At 71.3% G+C, this 13782-nt stretch carries 12 protein-coding genes; 6 read left to right on the top strand and 6 right to left on the bottom strand.

Annotation, left to right across the window (positions count from 1 at the left end; all coding sequences use genetic code 11):
- Window positions 1-60 precede the first annotated feature (60 nt).
- The 3 genes from FS825_RS09565 to FS825_RS09555 all read left to right on the top strand — a co-directional run bounded on the left by FS825_RS09565 (window position 61) and on the right by FS825_RS09555 (window position 1623).
- A complete protein-coding gene (locus tag FS825_RS09565) occupies window positions 61-879 on the top strand; it encodes a sigma-70 family RNA polymerase sigma factor (protein ID WP_144712321.1) in 819 nt (272 codons plus the stop codon).
- Window positions 876-1118, top strand: coding sequence for a zf-HC2 domain-containing protein (locus FS825_RS09560; protein ID WP_144712319.1), 243 nt, complete (start codon window positions 876-878; stop codon window positions 1116-1118). The genes FS825_RS09565 and FS825_RS09560 overlap by 4 nt, the downstream gene beginning before the upstream one ends.
- Before the next feature lie 64 nt (window positions 1119-1182).
- Entirely contained in the window at window positions 1183-1623 is a 441-nt protein-coding gene (locus FS825_RS09555; protein WP_144712317.1) for a GNAT family N-acetyltransferase, read from the top strand.
- A gap of 25 nt (window positions 1624-1648) precedes the next feature.
- Here the strand turns inward: FS825_RS09555 and FS825_RS09550 are convergent, their stop codons facing one another.
- Window positions 1649-5407 (bottom strand): multifunctional oxoglutarate decarboxylase/oxoglutarate dehydrogenase thiamine pyrophosphate-binding subunit/dihydrolipoyllysine-residue succinyltransferase subunit, encoded by a 3759-nt coding sequence (locus FS825_RS09550; protein ID WP_186377160.1) that lies wholly within the window; start codon window positions 5405-5407, stop codon window positions 1649-1651.
- Window positions 5408-5619: 212 nt separating this feature from the next.
- Between FS825_RS09550 and guaB1 the strand changes: the two genes are divergently transcribed.
- A complete protein-coding gene (gene guaB1, locus FS825_RS09545; protein WP_144712315.1) occupies window positions 5620-7059 on the top strand; it encodes a GMP reductase in 1440 nt (479 codons plus the stop codon).
- A gap of 218 nt (window positions 7060-7277) precedes the next feature.
- Window positions 7278-7667 carry a tautomerase family protein gene (locus FS825_RS09540; protein WP_144712313.1) on the top strand — a complete coding sequence of 130 codons (390 nt, stop codon included), beginning with the start codon at window positions 7278-7280 and terminating at the stop codon, window positions 7665-7667.
- 3 nt (window positions 7668-7670) lie between these two features.
- Here the strand turns inward: FS825_RS09540 and FS825_RS09535 are convergent, their stop codons facing one another.
- The 4 genes from FS825_RS09535 to FS825_RS09520 form a co-directional block, all read right to left on the bottom strand.
- Window positions 7671-8711: a hemolysin family protein gene (locus FS825_RS09535; RefSeq protein WP_144712311.1), complete on the bottom strand. Its 1041-nt coding sequence runs from the start codon at window positions 8709-8711 to the stop codon at window positions 7671-7673.
- The gene (locus FS825_RS09530; RefSeq protein ID WP_144712309.1) at window positions 8708-10096 is read right to left on the bottom strand and encodes a hemolysin family protein; all 1389 of its coding nucleotides are present in this window, start codon (window positions 10094-10096) and stop codon (window positions 8708-8710) included. The genes FS825_RS09535 and FS825_RS09530 overlap by 4 nt, the downstream gene beginning before the upstream one ends.
- Before the next feature lie 208 nt (window positions 10097-10304).
- Window positions 10305-11387 (bottom strand): NADH:flavin oxidoreductase/NADH oxidase, encoded by a 1083-nt coding sequence (locus tag FS825_RS09525; RefSeq protein ID WP_144712307.1) that lies wholly within the window; start codon window positions 11385-11387, stop codon window positions 10305-10307.
- Window positions 11388-11397: 10 nt separating this feature from the next.
- The gene (locus tag FS825_RS09520) at window positions 11398-12036 is read right to left on the bottom strand and encodes an HAD family hydrolase (RefSeq protein ID WP_144712305.1); all 639 of its coding nucleotides are present in this window, start codon (window positions 12034-12036) and stop codon (window positions 11398-11400) included.
- Window positions 12037-12060: 24 nt separating this feature from the next.
- Here FS825_RS09520 and FS825_RS09515 point away from each other — a divergent pair, with 24 nt between their 5' ends.
- A complete protein-coding gene (locus tag FS825_RS09515) occupies window positions 12061-12921 on the top strand; it encodes an ADP-dependent NAD(P)H-hydrate dehydratase (protein WP_144712304.1) in 861 nt (286 codons plus the stop codon).
- A gap of 111 nt (window positions 12922-13032) precedes the next feature.
- Here FS825_RS09515 and FS825_RS09510 read toward each other — a convergent pair whose 3' ends face one another.
- Complete coding sequence (locus tag FS825_RS09510; protein ID WP_186377159.1) at window positions 13033-13743, bottom strand: YceI family protein; 711 nt, start codon at window positions 13741-13743, stop codon at window positions 13033-13035.
- Window positions 13744-13782: the final 39 nt, after the last annotated feature.

The raw sequence follows: 13782 nt of genomic DNA, 5'->3' as shown, positions 1-13782 counted from the left end.
ACGGCTCTGCCGACCGTGCCGACGACGCTCGGTGGCCCCCGCGGCCTAGACTCGACGGCGATGACGACCGACGAACCGCACGCCGCACCGCACGACCTGGTCGAGGAGACCGAGGCGCAGCTCGACGCGGTCTCGGAAGAGGCCGAACTGCGTGAGGACGCAGCGGACGACGGGGACCGGGACGACGCTGCCGAGGCCGACACCCCGGACGTCGTCGACGCGAAGACCGTGTCCGAGTCCGAGCTGCGCTCCCTCTTCGAGGACCAGGCACTCCCGTTCATGGACCAGCTCTACGGCGCCGCGATGCGGATGACCCGCAACCCCGCCGACGCGTCCGACCTCGTGCAGGAGACCTTCGTCAAGGCGTTCGCCGCCTTCCGGCAGTTCAAGCAGGGCACGAACCTCAAGGCCTGGCTGTACCGGATCCTCACGAACACGTTCATCAACACGTACCGCAAGAACCAGCGGAACCCGTACCAGGGCACCATCGACGAGCTCGAGGACTGGCAGCTCGGCGGCGCGGAGAGCGTCACGCAGTCGATCTCGGCACGCTCCGCCGAGGCCGACGCCATCGACCACCTGCCGTCCTCCGCCGTGAAGGACGCGCTCCAGGCCATCCCGGAGGACTTCCGGATGGCCGTCTACTTCGCCGATGTCGAGGGGTTCTCGTACCAGGAGATCGCCGACATCATGAAGACCCCAGTGGGGACGGTCATGAGCCGCCTCCACCGTGGTCGCCGGCTCCTCCGGGGGCTCCTGGCGGACCACGCACGTGAGACCGGCATCGTCCCGGACGCAGCGTCGACGGCGACGATGCGCGGACGAGGCCGGAAGGCCCACGCGACCGCTGGTCGCGTCGACGGGAAGGAAGCACGATGAGCGGCTGCGACTGCTCCAAGGCGAAGGCCGAGCTCGAGGAGTTCCTGCACGGGGAGCTCCGTGGCGAAGACGCCGCGGACATCCGTGAGCACATGGACGGCTGCGTGGACTGCACGACCGAGCACCGCGTCGGCGTCGTCCTCATCGAGACGGTCCGTCGTGCGTGCAAGGAGACCGCGCCCGAGGAGCTCCGCACGGAGATCCTGGCGCGCATCCGGCTGGAGCAGGCGACCCACTGAGGGTTCGTGCAGCGCCGAACCGCACCGTCGTCACACGGCGGGAGCGGTCGGTAGTGTCACGGGCATGACCCTCCTCGTCGAGTCGATCACCACCTGGTCCGACACGGACGTCGCCGACGTCACCGCCCTGGTCCGCCTGCTCGGTCACGTCGTCGACGAGCCCGACATGCGCGCCCGGCTCGAACGGCTCACCCCCGAGGCCGGTCACCGCACCTGGTTGGTGCGGGGCGAGGACGGACGCGCGGTGGCCGTCGCGGGAGCGCAGGTCACGTGGTCCTACGCCAGCGACGAGCCGACCGCGCAGCTGCTGCTGCTCGTGGTCGACCCGTCGGCCAGGAGGGACGGCACCGGTTCAGCGCTCATCGGCACGTTCGAGACGTGGGCCGTCGAGCAGGGCGCACACCGCCTCAGCGCCGTGAGTGCGGCCGCGACGGACAGCGCGCACCGGTTCTACCAGAAGCGCGGCTACCACGACGCGGGCGTGCGCTACACGAAGATCGCGTAGCGCACGCCCGACGTGCTGGTCAGCGTCAGCTGAGCGCTGCGGTGATGACCTCGGACGCCTCCTGTGCGGAGCGCTTCGACGAACCGGTGGCCGGAGCCGCACTGGCCGGGCGGGACGCCACGGACAGCGGACGCCCGTCGAGGTGCGGCGAGAGGTTCATGCAGACGAACGGCCAGGCACCCTGGTTCTCGGGTTCCTCCTGTGCCCAGACGACCTCGGCGTCCGGGTAGCCGGCGAGCACCTCGAGGATGCGATCGAGGGGCAGCGGTGCGAGCTGCTCCAACCGCACGAGCGCGACGTCGGTGATGCCCCGCTTGTCCGCCTCGGCACGGAGGTCGTGGTGCACCTTGCCCGAGTGCAGGACGACGCGGCGCACGGCCGACCGGTCCGCCACGCGGTCGTCGTCGAGCACTTCCTGGAACCCGCCGCTCGTGAACGCGTCGACCGAGCTCGTCGCCTGCCGGAGCCGCAGCATGGCCTTCGGCGAGAACACGACGAGCGGCTTCTGCGGGCGCTCCCACGCCTGACGACGGAGCAGGTGGAAGTACGACGCCGGGGTCGACGGTCGCGCCACCACCATGTTGTCCTCGGCGCAGAGCTGCAGGTAGCGCTCGATCCGGGCGGACGAGTGGTCCGGTCCCTGGCCCTCGTAGCCGTGGGGGAGCAGGAGCACGAGACCGGAACGCTGCCCCCACTTCTGCTCGGCGGACGAGATGAACTCGTCGATGATCGTCTGGGCGCCGTTCGCGAAGTCGCCGAACTGCGCCTCCCAGAGCACGAGTGCCTCGGGACGCTCGACCGAGTAGCCGTACTCGAAGCCCATCGCCGCGTACTCGCTGAGGAGCGAGTCGTAGATGTAGAAGCGGGCCTGGTCCTCGGTGAGGTTCGCGATCGGCAGCCACTCCTGGCCGTTCACCCGGTCGTGGAACACCGCCTGGCGCTGCACGAAGGTGCCGCGTCTGGCGTCCTGCCCGGCGAGCCGGACGGGCTTGCCCTCGACGAGGAGCGAGCCGATCGCCATGAGCTCGGCCATCGCCCAGTCGATCCCGCCGTTGCGCGTCATGTCGGTGCGCTTCGACAGCAGCTGCTGCAGCTTCGGGTGGACCTGGAAGCCCGCCGGCGGGTTGCTGTGCGCGTCGCCGATCGCCCGGACGAGCTCCTCGGACACCGCGGTGTCGTGGACCTCGTGCTCGGAGTCGTCGCGCTGCGAAGCCGGACGTTCGAGCCCCTGCACGGCGCCGTCGTCGTCGACCGTGATCACCGGGATGGTGCCGGTCTGCGCCTCGTGCGTCTCGGCGAACGCGCGCTCCAGGCGGTCCTGGAAGTCGCGGTGCGCCTCGTCGTACTCCTCCTGCGTGATGTCGCCGCGGCCGACGAGGGCCTCGGTGTACAGGGTCCGGACGGAGCGCTTCGCCTCGATGAGGTTGTACATCATCGGCTGCGTCATCGAGGGGTCGTCGCCCTCGTTGTGGCCGCGTCGGCGGTAGCAGATGAGGTCGATGACGACGTCGCGGTGGAACTCCTCGCGGTAGGCGAACGCGAGCTCCGCGACCCGGGCCACGGCCTCGGGGTCGTCGCCGTTGACGTGGAAGATCGGCGCCTGGATCGTCTTCGCGACGTCGGTGGAGTACACCGAGCTGCGTGCCGACTCCGGCGGGGTGGTGAACCCGACCTGGTTGTTGATGACGAGGTGCACGGTGCCGCCGGTGCGGTAGCCGCGCAGCTGCGACATCTGCAGGGTCTCGACCACGACGCCCTGGCCCGCCATCGCCGCGTCGCCGTGCACGAGCACGGGGAGCACGCCGAAGGTGCCGGGGGCTTCCCGGTCCTGCTTCGCGCGGACGATGCCCTCGAGCACGCCGTCGACGGCTTCGAGGTGCGAGGGGTTCGCGGCGATCGTCACCGGGATCGCGGTGCCGTCGCTGGCGCGGAAGACGCCCTCGGTGCCGACGTGGTACTTCACGTCGCCGGAGCCCTGTCCGGACACGGCGCCGGGGAGCGACGACCCCTCGAACTCGCGGAAGATCTGGCCGTACGTCTTGCCGGCGATGTTCGTCAGCACGTTGAGGCGGCCGCGGTGCGCCATGCCGATCGCGACCTCGGCCAGGCCGGCGGTCGCGGCGTGCTGGATGAGGGTGTCGAGGAACGCGATGGTCGACTCGCCGCCCTCGAGCGAGAAGCGCTTCTGGCCGACGTACTTCGTCTGCAGGAAGGTCTCGAACGCCTCGGCCTCGTTGAGCTTGCCGAGGACGCGGAGCTGTTCGTCCTTCGACGGCTTCGCGTAGGGGACCTCGATGTGGGCCTGCACCCAGCGCCGCTGTTCCGGGTCCTGGATGTGCATGTACTCGATGCCCGTGGTGCGGCAGTACGCGTCGCGCAGGATGCCGAGGATGTCGCGCAGCGGAGCGTTCGTCGTGCCCGCGAGGCCGCCGGTGACGAACTCGCGGTCGAGGTCCCAGAAGGTCAGGCCGTGGTTCTCGATCTCGAGGTCGGGGTGGGTGCGCTGGCGGTACTCGAGCGGGTCGATGTCGGCCATCAGGTGCCCGCGGACCCGGAAGCTGTTGATGAGCTCCTGCACGCGCGAGGTCTTGTTCACGCGGTGCGCGAGGTCGACGTTGATGTCGGTCGCCCACTGGATCGGCTTGTACGGGATCCGGAGCGCCGAGAAGATGCCCTCGTAGAAGCCGTGGCCACCGGTGAGCCGCTCGTGCACCTTCTTCAGGTACTCGCCCGAGCCGGCACCCTGGATGACCCGGTGGTCGTACGTGCTCGTGAGCGTGATCGTCTTGCCGATCCCGAGCTCGACGAGGGTCTTCTCCGCCGAGCCCTGGAACTGCGCGGGGTACTCGAGGGCGCCGGCGCCGATGATCGCGCCCTGCCCCTTCGTCAGACGGGGGACCGAGTGCACGGTGCCGATGCCGCCCGGGTTCGTCAGCGAGATCGTCGTGCCCTGGAAGTCGGCCGGCGTGAGCTTGTTGTCCCGGGCGCGCTTGACGAGGTCCTCGTAGGCGGAGAGGAACTGGCCGAACGTCAGGGTCTCGGCACGCTTGATGCTCGGGACGAGCAGCGACCGCGAGCCGTCCTTCTTCGGGACGTCGATCGCGATCCCGAGGTTCACGTGCGCGGGCTGGACGACGAACGGCTTGCCGTCCCGTTCCTCGTAGAAGACGTTCTGGCTCGGGAACTCCTGCAGCGCCTGGACCATCGCCCAGCCGATGAGGTGCGTGAACGAGATCTTGCCGCCGCGGGCGCGGCGCAGGTGGTTGTTGATGACGATCCGGTTGTCGATCATCAGCTTCGCCGGGATCGTCCGGACGCTCGTCGCGGTCGGGACGGTCAGCGAGGCGTCCATGTTCGACGCCAGGGTCTTGGCCATGCCCCGGAGCGGGGTCGCCACGTCCTCGTGGGTCTCCTCGTGGTCGTCGGCCTCGTCGTTGGCCTCGGCCGGGATCGGCTGCGGGGTCGGCTGGCGGGACGTGGTCTTCGCCTGGATCGGGCCCGCCTTCGCCTCACCGGGGGCGTCACCGATGGCCGGCTGCTGGGTCGTGGACTGCTGGGCCGTGGACTGCTGCTGCGCGGGGGTCGACGGCGCCGCGGGAGTTGAATCGGGGGCGGGCGATGCCGGACCACCCTGCGTGCGGTGGTAGCTCTCCAGGACCGGCCACCAGGACTTGTCGACGGACTCCTTGTCGGCGACGAACTGCTCGTAGAGCTCGTCGACGAGCCACTCGTTCGCCCCGAATTCGCCCGCGGTCTCGTCCGTTCCGGTCAGATGGCTCGACACAGCCGATCGCCCACTCTCCGTCGATAGATGCTCGTGTGTGTCGTACGCGGCAACCCTGCCCCGCACAAGTGCCCAGCCTAGCCGCTCGCAGATGACCGTCCGGTGTCCGTCGGAGGCGGGTCGCGCCTCCCGTCGGTCGTCGCGCGTGTCGCGTCGGACCGGCGCCCGGACGCCCGGACCGGCCACCCTCCTTCCGCCGTACAGTGGGGCGCATGAGGTTCTACGAGACGCGGCCGACGCACGACCTGACCTACTCCGACGTCTTCCTCGTCCCCAGCCGTTCGGCGGTGACGAGCCGCTTCGACGTGGACCTGTCCAGCAACGACGGCAGCGGGGCGACCATCCCCGTCGTCAGCGCCAACATGAACTCGGTCACGGGCCCGCGCCTCGCCGCCACCCTCGCCCGACGGGGTGGCCTCGGCGTGCTGCCGCAGGACATGCACCTGCAGGACCTCGACGCCGCGATCCGGTGGGTCAAGGACCAGCCGGTCGACTTCGACACCGCCTACGACCTGGCCGCGGACACCACGGTCGCCGCCGCGCTCGAGCAGCTGCTGCCGGTCGCCGGCCGCGGGGTCGTCGTGCGCGACGCGGCGGGGGAGTACCTCGGCTGCGTCCCCGCGACCCGACTCGGCACCGCCGGCCCGGACGCCACCGTCGGCGACCTGCTGCACGGCCCGTCGACCGCGATCGATGCCGAGGACGCCGGCACCCCCCGCCACGTGTACGACGTGCTGAGCGCGGCCGAGGTCGACTTCGCGCCGGTCACCCGGCACGGTCGCGTGGTCGGCACCACCAGCCCGACGAGCGCGATCCGCTCCGACATCTACCGGCCCGCCGTCGACGTCGACGGCCGGCTCCGGGTCGCCGCGGCGCTCGGCATCAACGGGGACGTCGCCGCGAAGGCGAAGGCCCTGGTGTCCGCCGGGGTCGACGTGCTCGTGCTCGACACCGCCCACGGGCACCAGGACGGGATGCTCCGCGCGCTCGACACCGTTGCGTCCCTCGACCTCGGCATCCCGCTCGTCGCGGGCAACGTCGTCACCTCCGAGGCCGTCGTCCACCTCGTCGGCGCTGGCGCGTCGATCATCAAGGTCGGTGTCGGCCCGGGTGCGATGTGCACCACGCGGATGATGACCGCCGTCGGGCGTCCGCAGTTCTCCGCCGTGCTCGAGACCGCTGCCGCCGCGAAGGCGCTCGGCGCGCACGTCTGGGCCGACGGGGGCGTGCGGTACCCCCGCGACGTGGCGCTCGCGCTGGCCGCCGGGGCGTCCGCCGTGATGATCGGTTCGTGGTTCGCCGGGACGCTCGAAGCGCCCGGGGTGCTCCGCCGCGACGCCGCGGGCAAGGCGTACAAGGAGAGCTGGGGCATGGCGTCCGCCAAGGCCGTCCGGGAGCGCTTCGAGCGGCTGGACCCCTACGAGCGGGCCCGGAAGGCGCTGTTCGCCGAGGGGATCTCGTCGTCGACGATCTACCTGGACCCGGAGCGGCCGTCGGTGGAGGACCTCCTCGACATGATCACCGCGGGGGTGCGGAGTTCGGCGACGTACGCCGGGGCGGCGTCGCTCGCCGAGTTCTCGGAGCGGGCGCTCGTCGGCATCCAGTCGGCCGCCGGCTACGAGGAGGGCAAGCCGCTCCCCGTGAGCTGGTAGGGCGGGCCACTTCGCGAAAGCGACAGTCTGCCGCCGTACGTTCGCGGAGTTCTGTCGCCTTCGCGGGACCAACCGCGTCGGCCTCCAGCGCGATGTCGCTTCGGCGGGGTGGTCGCCACCACAGACTGGAGGCGCGGTGCCAGCTGGCACCGCGCCTCCAGTCCGTCGACGGTCGCGTCAGCACCTGCGGGCGCGCGGCCTCGCGGTACGGTCGGGGCATGGCGCAGGTGGTGGTGTGGTCGAGCCGGGAGTTCCTCGCGGGGCGACGGGAGCAGATCTCGGACGCCGTGCACGGTGCCGTGATGGCCGCGTGGGATTACCCGGCGGAGAAGCGGTTCCACCGGTTCGTCCCGCTCGACCCCGAGGACTTCGTCCACCCGCCGGACCGCGGCCCTCAGTACACGATCGTCGAGATCTCGGCCTTCGCGGGGCGGACCGAGTCGGCGAAGCGAGCGCTCATCGCCGAGCTGTTCGTGCGGCTCGAGACCGGCGCCGGGATCCCGCCGCACAGTCTGGAGATCACGCTCACCGAGACGCCGAAGGTCAACTGGGGAATCCGGGGCGCGAACGCCGCCGACCTCGAGCTCGGCTACCGCGTCGAGGTCTGAGCGTCAGCGGCGGCGGGTGGCGTCCTCGACGGTGCCGATCAGCTCCTCGAGGATGTCCTCGAGGAACAGCACGCCCAGCGTCCGGCCCTCGGCGTCGAACGCCCGCGCGACGTGACGGCCCGCGGCACGCATCGTGGCGAGAGCGTCCTCGAGGTCCATCTCCGTGTACAGCGAGATGAGCTGCCGGATCCGCTTCGGCGGCACCGGGTCGTCGTACTCGTCCGGCCGCAGGTCGATGACGTCCTTCACGTGCACGTAGCCCGTGGGGTCGCCGTCGTCGCCGACGAGCACGTAGCGGGAGAACCCGCGCTGCGCCACGGCCCGCTCGACGTCGCCCGGGGTGGCGTCGTCGGGGAGCGTGACGAGCTCGGCCATCGGCACGGCGACGTTCTTGACCTTCTTCTCCGTGAACTCGAACGCCATCCGGAGGGTGCCGCCCGCGTCGACGAGGGTGCCCTCACGCCGGGACTGCTCGACGATCGTCTGGACCTCCTCGACCGTGAAGGCGCTCACGGCCTCGTCCTTCGGCTCCACCTTGAACAGCCGGAGCACCGCGTTCGCCGCCTCGTTGAGCCCGACGATGACCCAGTGCAGCCCGTGGCCGATGTACCAGAGCGTCGGGACGAGGAGCAGGGCCGCGCGGTCGGGCATCGAGAAGGAGATGTTCTTCGGCACCATCTCGCCGAACACCACGTGCAGGAACGACACGAGCAGCAGCGTGAACACGAACGCGACGGTGCCGATCACCTCGGCGCTCCAGCCGGTCAGGTGCAGCGGGACCTCGAGGAGGTGGTGGATCGCCGGCTCGGACACGTTGAGGATGAGCAGCGAGCACACCGTGATGCCGAGCTGCGTGGTCGCGAGCATGCGGGTGGCGTGCTCCATCGCCCACAGCGTCATCTGCGCGGCTCGGGAGCCCTCTTCGGCGCGCGGCTCGATCTGGGAGCGGCGGGCGGAGATGACGGCGAACTCGGCCGCGACGAAGAAGGCGTTGCCGAGCAGCAGCACGACGAGCCAGAAGATGCCCCACCAGTCGGAGCTCATCGGGTGCTTCCCTTCGTGCTGGTCCGCTGGACCGGGATGATGATGCCGGTCGCCGCGGTGTCGGTCGACGGTGCCGGAGGTGTCGGCGCTGGCGTCGGGGTCCAGCGGATCCGGTCGATGCGCCGGCCGTCGAGCCGTTCGACCCGGAACACCCCGTCGTCGAGCGCGACCTCGTCGCCGACGACCGGCAACCGGCCGAGCGTCGACATGAGGAACCCGCCGACGGTCTCGTACGGGCCGTCCTCGGGCACCTTCACACCGGCGCGGTCCTCGAGCTCGTCGGGCCGGAGGAGCCCCGGGAACGTCAGCCAGTCGCGCGACCGGACGACGTCGATGCGTGCCCGGTCGTGCTCGTCGGAGACCTCGCCGACGATCTCCTCGACGAGGTCCTCGAGGGTGACGACGCCCGCGGTCCCGCCGTACTCGTCCACGACGATGACCATCTGGTAGCCGCGACCACGGACCTCGGCGAGCAGGGTGTCGCCGGGCATGGTCTCCGGGACGCGTTCGGCGTCGGTCATGAGCGCACCGACGGGGACCTCGGGTCGCTTCTCGCGCGGGACGGCGACGGCCTGCTTGACGTGCACGATCCCGACGACGTCGTCCGCGTCCTCCTCGATGACCGGGAAGCGGCTGAAGCCGGTCTTCCGGGCGAGGTCGATGACGTCGGCGGCGGATTCGGAGACCCGGATCGTGGAGAGCCTGGGGCGCGGGGTCATCACGTCGCTGGCGCTCAGCTCGGAGAACGAGATCGTCCGTTCGAGCAGGGTCGCGGTGTCCTGTTCGAGGGACCCCTCGGACGCGGACCGGCGGAGGAGCGAGGTCAGCTCCTCGGCGCTGCGGGCACCGGAGAGCTCTTCCTGCGGCTCGATGCCCATCGCGCGGAGCACGGCGTTCGCGGTGCCGTTCAACAGGGCGACGGCGGGCTTGAACACGGTCGTGAAGCCGACCTGCAGGGGCACGACCAGGCGGGCGGTCTGCAACGGCAGCGCGAGCGCGAAGTTCTTCGGGACGAGCTCGCCGAGGATCATCGACAGCAGGGTCGCGATGACGAGCGCCACGATCGACCCGACGGTCTCGACGATGCCCTCCGGGAGCTGCAACGCGAGGAACGGCGTCTCGAGCAGCTTCGCGATCGAGGGTTCGAGCAGGTACCCGGTGAGCAGCGTCGTCAGCGTGATGCCGAGCTGCGCGCTGGAGAGGTGCGTCGAGGTGACCTTCAGCGCGCCGATGACGGGCGCGAGACCGGTCTCACCGCGGTCACGCCGGGCTTCGACGTCGGCGCGGTCGAGGTTGACCAGCGCGAACTCGGACGCGACGAAGACGCCGGTGCCGAGGGTCAGCAGGATGCCGCCGACCAGCATGACGATGTCGATCGGGCTCATGATCCATCACCTCCCGCAGGGCGCGAGGGAGTGCAGCTCACCGAGTGAGCGGCGGATGAGTGAGGCGAAGATGCATTCGGGGGATCGTCCACAGTGGTCAACATCGTAGTGGCCGGCCGTGCGGCCGAGCCGAGAGAACGTACAGAACGCGGGTCGCGCCTCCAGTCTGGTCGTTCCTGGAGGCGCGACCCGCGTCGCGCAGACCGGCCTACGCAGTGACGCGCGCCCGGTGGTACTGCTGCGGCTCGTAGTCGACGGTCACGCCGAGCTCGACGGCGGCGCGCAGCGGGAACGCCGGGTCGCGGAGGAACTCGCGCCCGACCATCACGACGTCCGCCTGCCCGGTCGCGACGATCTGCTCCGCCTGGAACGCCTCGGAGATCATCCCCACCGCGATGGTCCCGATGCCGGCGTCGCGCTTGATCGCCGCGGCGAACGGCACCTGGTAGCCGGGGCCGACCGGGATCGGGGCGCTGGCGACGTTGCCGCCGGTCGAGACGTCGGCGAGGTCCGCACCGTGTTCGGCGGCCCAGCGGGCGACCTCGGTGGTCTCCTCGAGGGTGAGTCCGCCGTCGACCCAGTCGGTCGCGGAGAACCGGACGACGACGGGGAACCCCTCGCCGACCTCGGCCCGAACGGCGTCGACGACCTCGAGCAGGGCGCGGGCGCGGTTCTCCAGCGAGCCGCCGTACGAGTCGGTGCGGTGGTTCGACAGCGGCGACAGGAACTGGTGCAGCAGGTACCCGTGGGCGGCGTGGATCTCGACCAGGTCGAACCCGGCCTCGATCGAGCGGCGTGCGGCGGCGGCGAAGGCGAGGGCGACGACGCGGATGTCCTCGGTCGCGAGCTCGCGCGGCTCGGCGTACCCGTCGAACGCGACGGCGGACGGGGCGACCGTGTTCCAGCCTCCCTGGTCGGCGGGGACGGTCCCGTGGGTCGACTCCCACGGGCGGAAGGTCGACGCCTTCCGACCGGCGTGCGCGAGCTGGACACCGGCTGCGGCGCCCTGCGCGTGGATGAAGTCGACGATCGGCTTGAAGGCGTCGCGCTGCTCGTCGTTCCAGAGTCCGAGGTCCTGCGGGCTGATCCGGCCCTCCGGGACGACGCCCGTCGCCTCGACCACCACCGCACCCGCACCGCCCTTGGCGAAGCCGCCGAGGTGCACGAGGTGCCACGGCGTCGGGACGCCGTCCTGGGCCTCGACGGAGTACTGGCACATCGGGGAGACCCAGATGCGGTTGCGGACCGTCAGGTCGCGGATGGTGATCGGTTCGAACAGGGCGTGCGTCACGCGGGACTCCTCAGGGGGCGGGCGCCGGTGCGGCCTGCGCGGCCAGCTCCGAGAGGAACGAGCGCAGCGCCCCCGGCGACGTGTAGTGGTGGCCGACTGCCCCGATCGCTTGCGCGCCGGCGGCGTTCTCGGCCCTGTTGTCCACGAACACCATCTGACCAGGTGCGATTCCCAGACGCGCACAGGTGTCGCGGTAGATGGACGGGTCGGGCTTGAGGACGTGCTCCTCGGCGCTCACCACGACGGTCTCGAACAGGGAGCCCATCGGCGAGTGGCGGTACGGGTCGCCGAAGTCGAAGCCGGCGTTCGAGAGGAGGGCGAGGCGGGTGCCGGCGTCGTGCAGCTCCTCGACGATCGCGAGGGTCTCCGGCTCGACCTCGAACCAGCCGGTGAAGTCGATCGCCCAGAAGCGGTGGATGTCCGAGACGCTCCAGGTCCGTCCGGTCCGCTCGGCGATCGCCCGCCAGTACGCCACCACCGAGAGGTCGCCGCGGTCCAGGTCGTGCCGGAGCTCCTGGTACACCGGGAACAGCTCGTCGGCCGGGACCCCCGTCGCCGCCACGAGCGCGTCGCGGGAGGCGTGCGGTGTCCGGCTGATCACCTCGCGGTAGTCGAAGACCACCACGCGACCGGGCAGGAACAGGCTCATGCGGTCCACCGTAACGTGGCGGTCGTGACCGACTTCGTCCCCTTCGCCCCGACCGACGCCGCCGCCTGGACCACCGCCCCGCACGGCGAGTCCACCAAGTACCGACGCGGTGTCCTCGGCGTCGCGACCGGCTCCGACCAGTACCCGGGCGCCGCCGTGCTCGGTGTCGACGCCGCCGTGCACACCGGCGTGGGGATGGTCCGCTACGTCGGGCCGACCCGGGCCACCGACCACGTGCTCACCCGGCGGCCCGAGGTCGTCGCCGGTGTCGGGCGCGTCCAGGCCTGGCTCGTGGGTTCCGGCATCTCGGCGCCGTCGCTGGACGCGCTGGACGACGTGACGGCGGAGGGCTTCCGGCACGCCTCCGACGGCGGGGTCCCGGTGGTCGTGGACGCCGGGGCGATCCCGCTCGTCGAGCTCGGGCCGCTCGCCGTGCTCACCCCGCACGCGGGCGAACTCGCCGGCGTGCTGGACGTGTCGCGGGAGTCCATCGAGCAGGACCCGGCGGCCGCGGCGCTCCGTGCGGCCGCGCAGACCGGGAGCGTCGTGCTCCTCAAGGGGTCGTCGACGCACGTGGCGACGCCGGACGGGTCGGTCCGGCTCGTCGCATCGTCCGCGACGCCGTGGCTCGCCGCCGCCGGGGCCGGGGACGTCCTCGGCGGGGTGCTCGGGGCGCTCGTGGCGGCGAGGCAGGGTGCGGCGGAGGCGTCCGGTTCGTCGCTCGGGCCGGCCGACCTGGCGCAGCTGGCGGCGACCGCTGCGGTGGTGCACGGGGTGGCTGCGCGGCGGGCGTCCGGCGGGGGGCCGTTCACGATGGCGGCGCTGGTCGCGGAGCTGCCGGGTGTGGTGCGGGACCTCGTCGTAGAGAGGGACGCGCGCGGGTAGGCGCCGACGCGGGACGCGACGGGCGGGCGGACGGGAGGCGCGGTGCGGGCCCGCACCGCGCCTCCAGGCCGTCAGCGGGGCACGTCGACGACGTGACGCGCGTCGCGGACGTCAGCTCGCGGGCGTCGCGTGGACGAGGAACTCGACCGCGCCGGCGTCGTCCACCTTCACGAACCCGAGGCTCGGCGCCTGCACGTCGTAGTCCGAGAAGGTGATCGGGATCGAGCCGGAGATGTCGACGCCGTCGCCGTTCAGGCCGACCTCGAGCGTCGCGGTCACCGGCTTGGTGACCCCGTGGAGCGTGAGCTCGCCGGTCGCCTGCACCTTCGTCGTGCCGGAGCCGGTCGGGACGGCGTCGGCGATCGGCTCGGAGAGCGCGAAGGTCGCCGTCGGGAACGCCTGGGTGTCCATGGCGGAGTCGCGGAAGTAGGAGTCGCGCTGGGCCGAGTCGGTGGCGATGTCGGCGACCTGCACGGTGATCGTGGCCTTCGTGATGCTCGACCCGGCGACCGTGGCGGTGCCCGAGACCTTGCTCGTGCGTCCGGTGACGGTGACGTCCGAGCCGTTGAGGACCTCGTGCACGCGGTAGCCGGCCTCGGAGTCGCCGCCCACCGTCCACTCGCCGGAGAGGTCGGCGTCGTCGAGCGTCGACGGTGCGCGGCTCGCGGCGACGGAGGGCGTCGCCGATGCCTTCGCGTTCTCGGTGCTCGTGTAGAGGTGCGTGCCGACGACCGCGGCGACGACGCCGATCACGACGACGGCCAGGGCGACGACGGTCCAGATGACGGCCTTGCGGCGCTTGCGCGGGGTCTCGGAGGTCACGAGCAGAACGCTGACACGTCGTGCTCGGGGGAACCTGGG

The organism is Curtobacterium pusillum, from assembly GCF_007680845.1.
GTDB lineage: Bacteria > Actinomycetota > Actinomycetes > Actinomycetales > Microbacteriaceae > Curtobacterium > Curtobacterium pusillum_B.
Note: the sequence above shows the minus strand (reverse complement) of the source record. Positions and strands in the feature narration are given on the sequence as shown.

Coding starts and splice junctions, on each gene's coding strand:
- FS825_RS09565 (WP_144712321.1), top strand. CDS start 61: ATGACGACCGACGAACCGCACGCCGCACCGCACGACCTGGTCGAGGAG.
- FS825_RS09560 (WP_144712319.1), top strand. CDS start 876: ATGAGCGGCTGCGACTGCTCCAAGGCGAAGGCCGAGCTCGAGGAGTTC.
- FS825_RS09555 (WP_144712317.1), top strand. CDS start 1,183: ATGACCCTCCTCGTCGAGTCGATCACCACCTGGTCCGACACGGACGTC.
- guaB1 (WP_144712315.1), top strand. CDS start 5,620: ATGAGGTTCTACGAGACGCGGCCGACGCACGACCTGACCTACTCCGAC.
- FS825_RS09540 (WP_144712313.1), top strand. CDS start 7,278: ATGGCGCAGGTGGTGGTGTGGTCGAGCCGGGAGTTCCTCGCGGGGCGA.
- FS825_RS09535 (WP_144712311.1), bottom strand. CDS start 8,711: ATGAGCTCCGACTGGTGGGGCATCTTCTGGCTCGTCGTGCTGCTGCTC.
- FS825_RS09530 (WP_144712309.1), bottom strand. CDS start 10,096: ATGAGCCCGATCGACATCGTCATGCTGGTCGGCGGCATCCTGCTGACC.
- FS825_RS09520 (WP_144712305.1), bottom strand. CDS start 12,036: ATGAGCCTGTTCCTGCCCGGTCGCGTGGTGGTCTTCGACTACCGCGAG.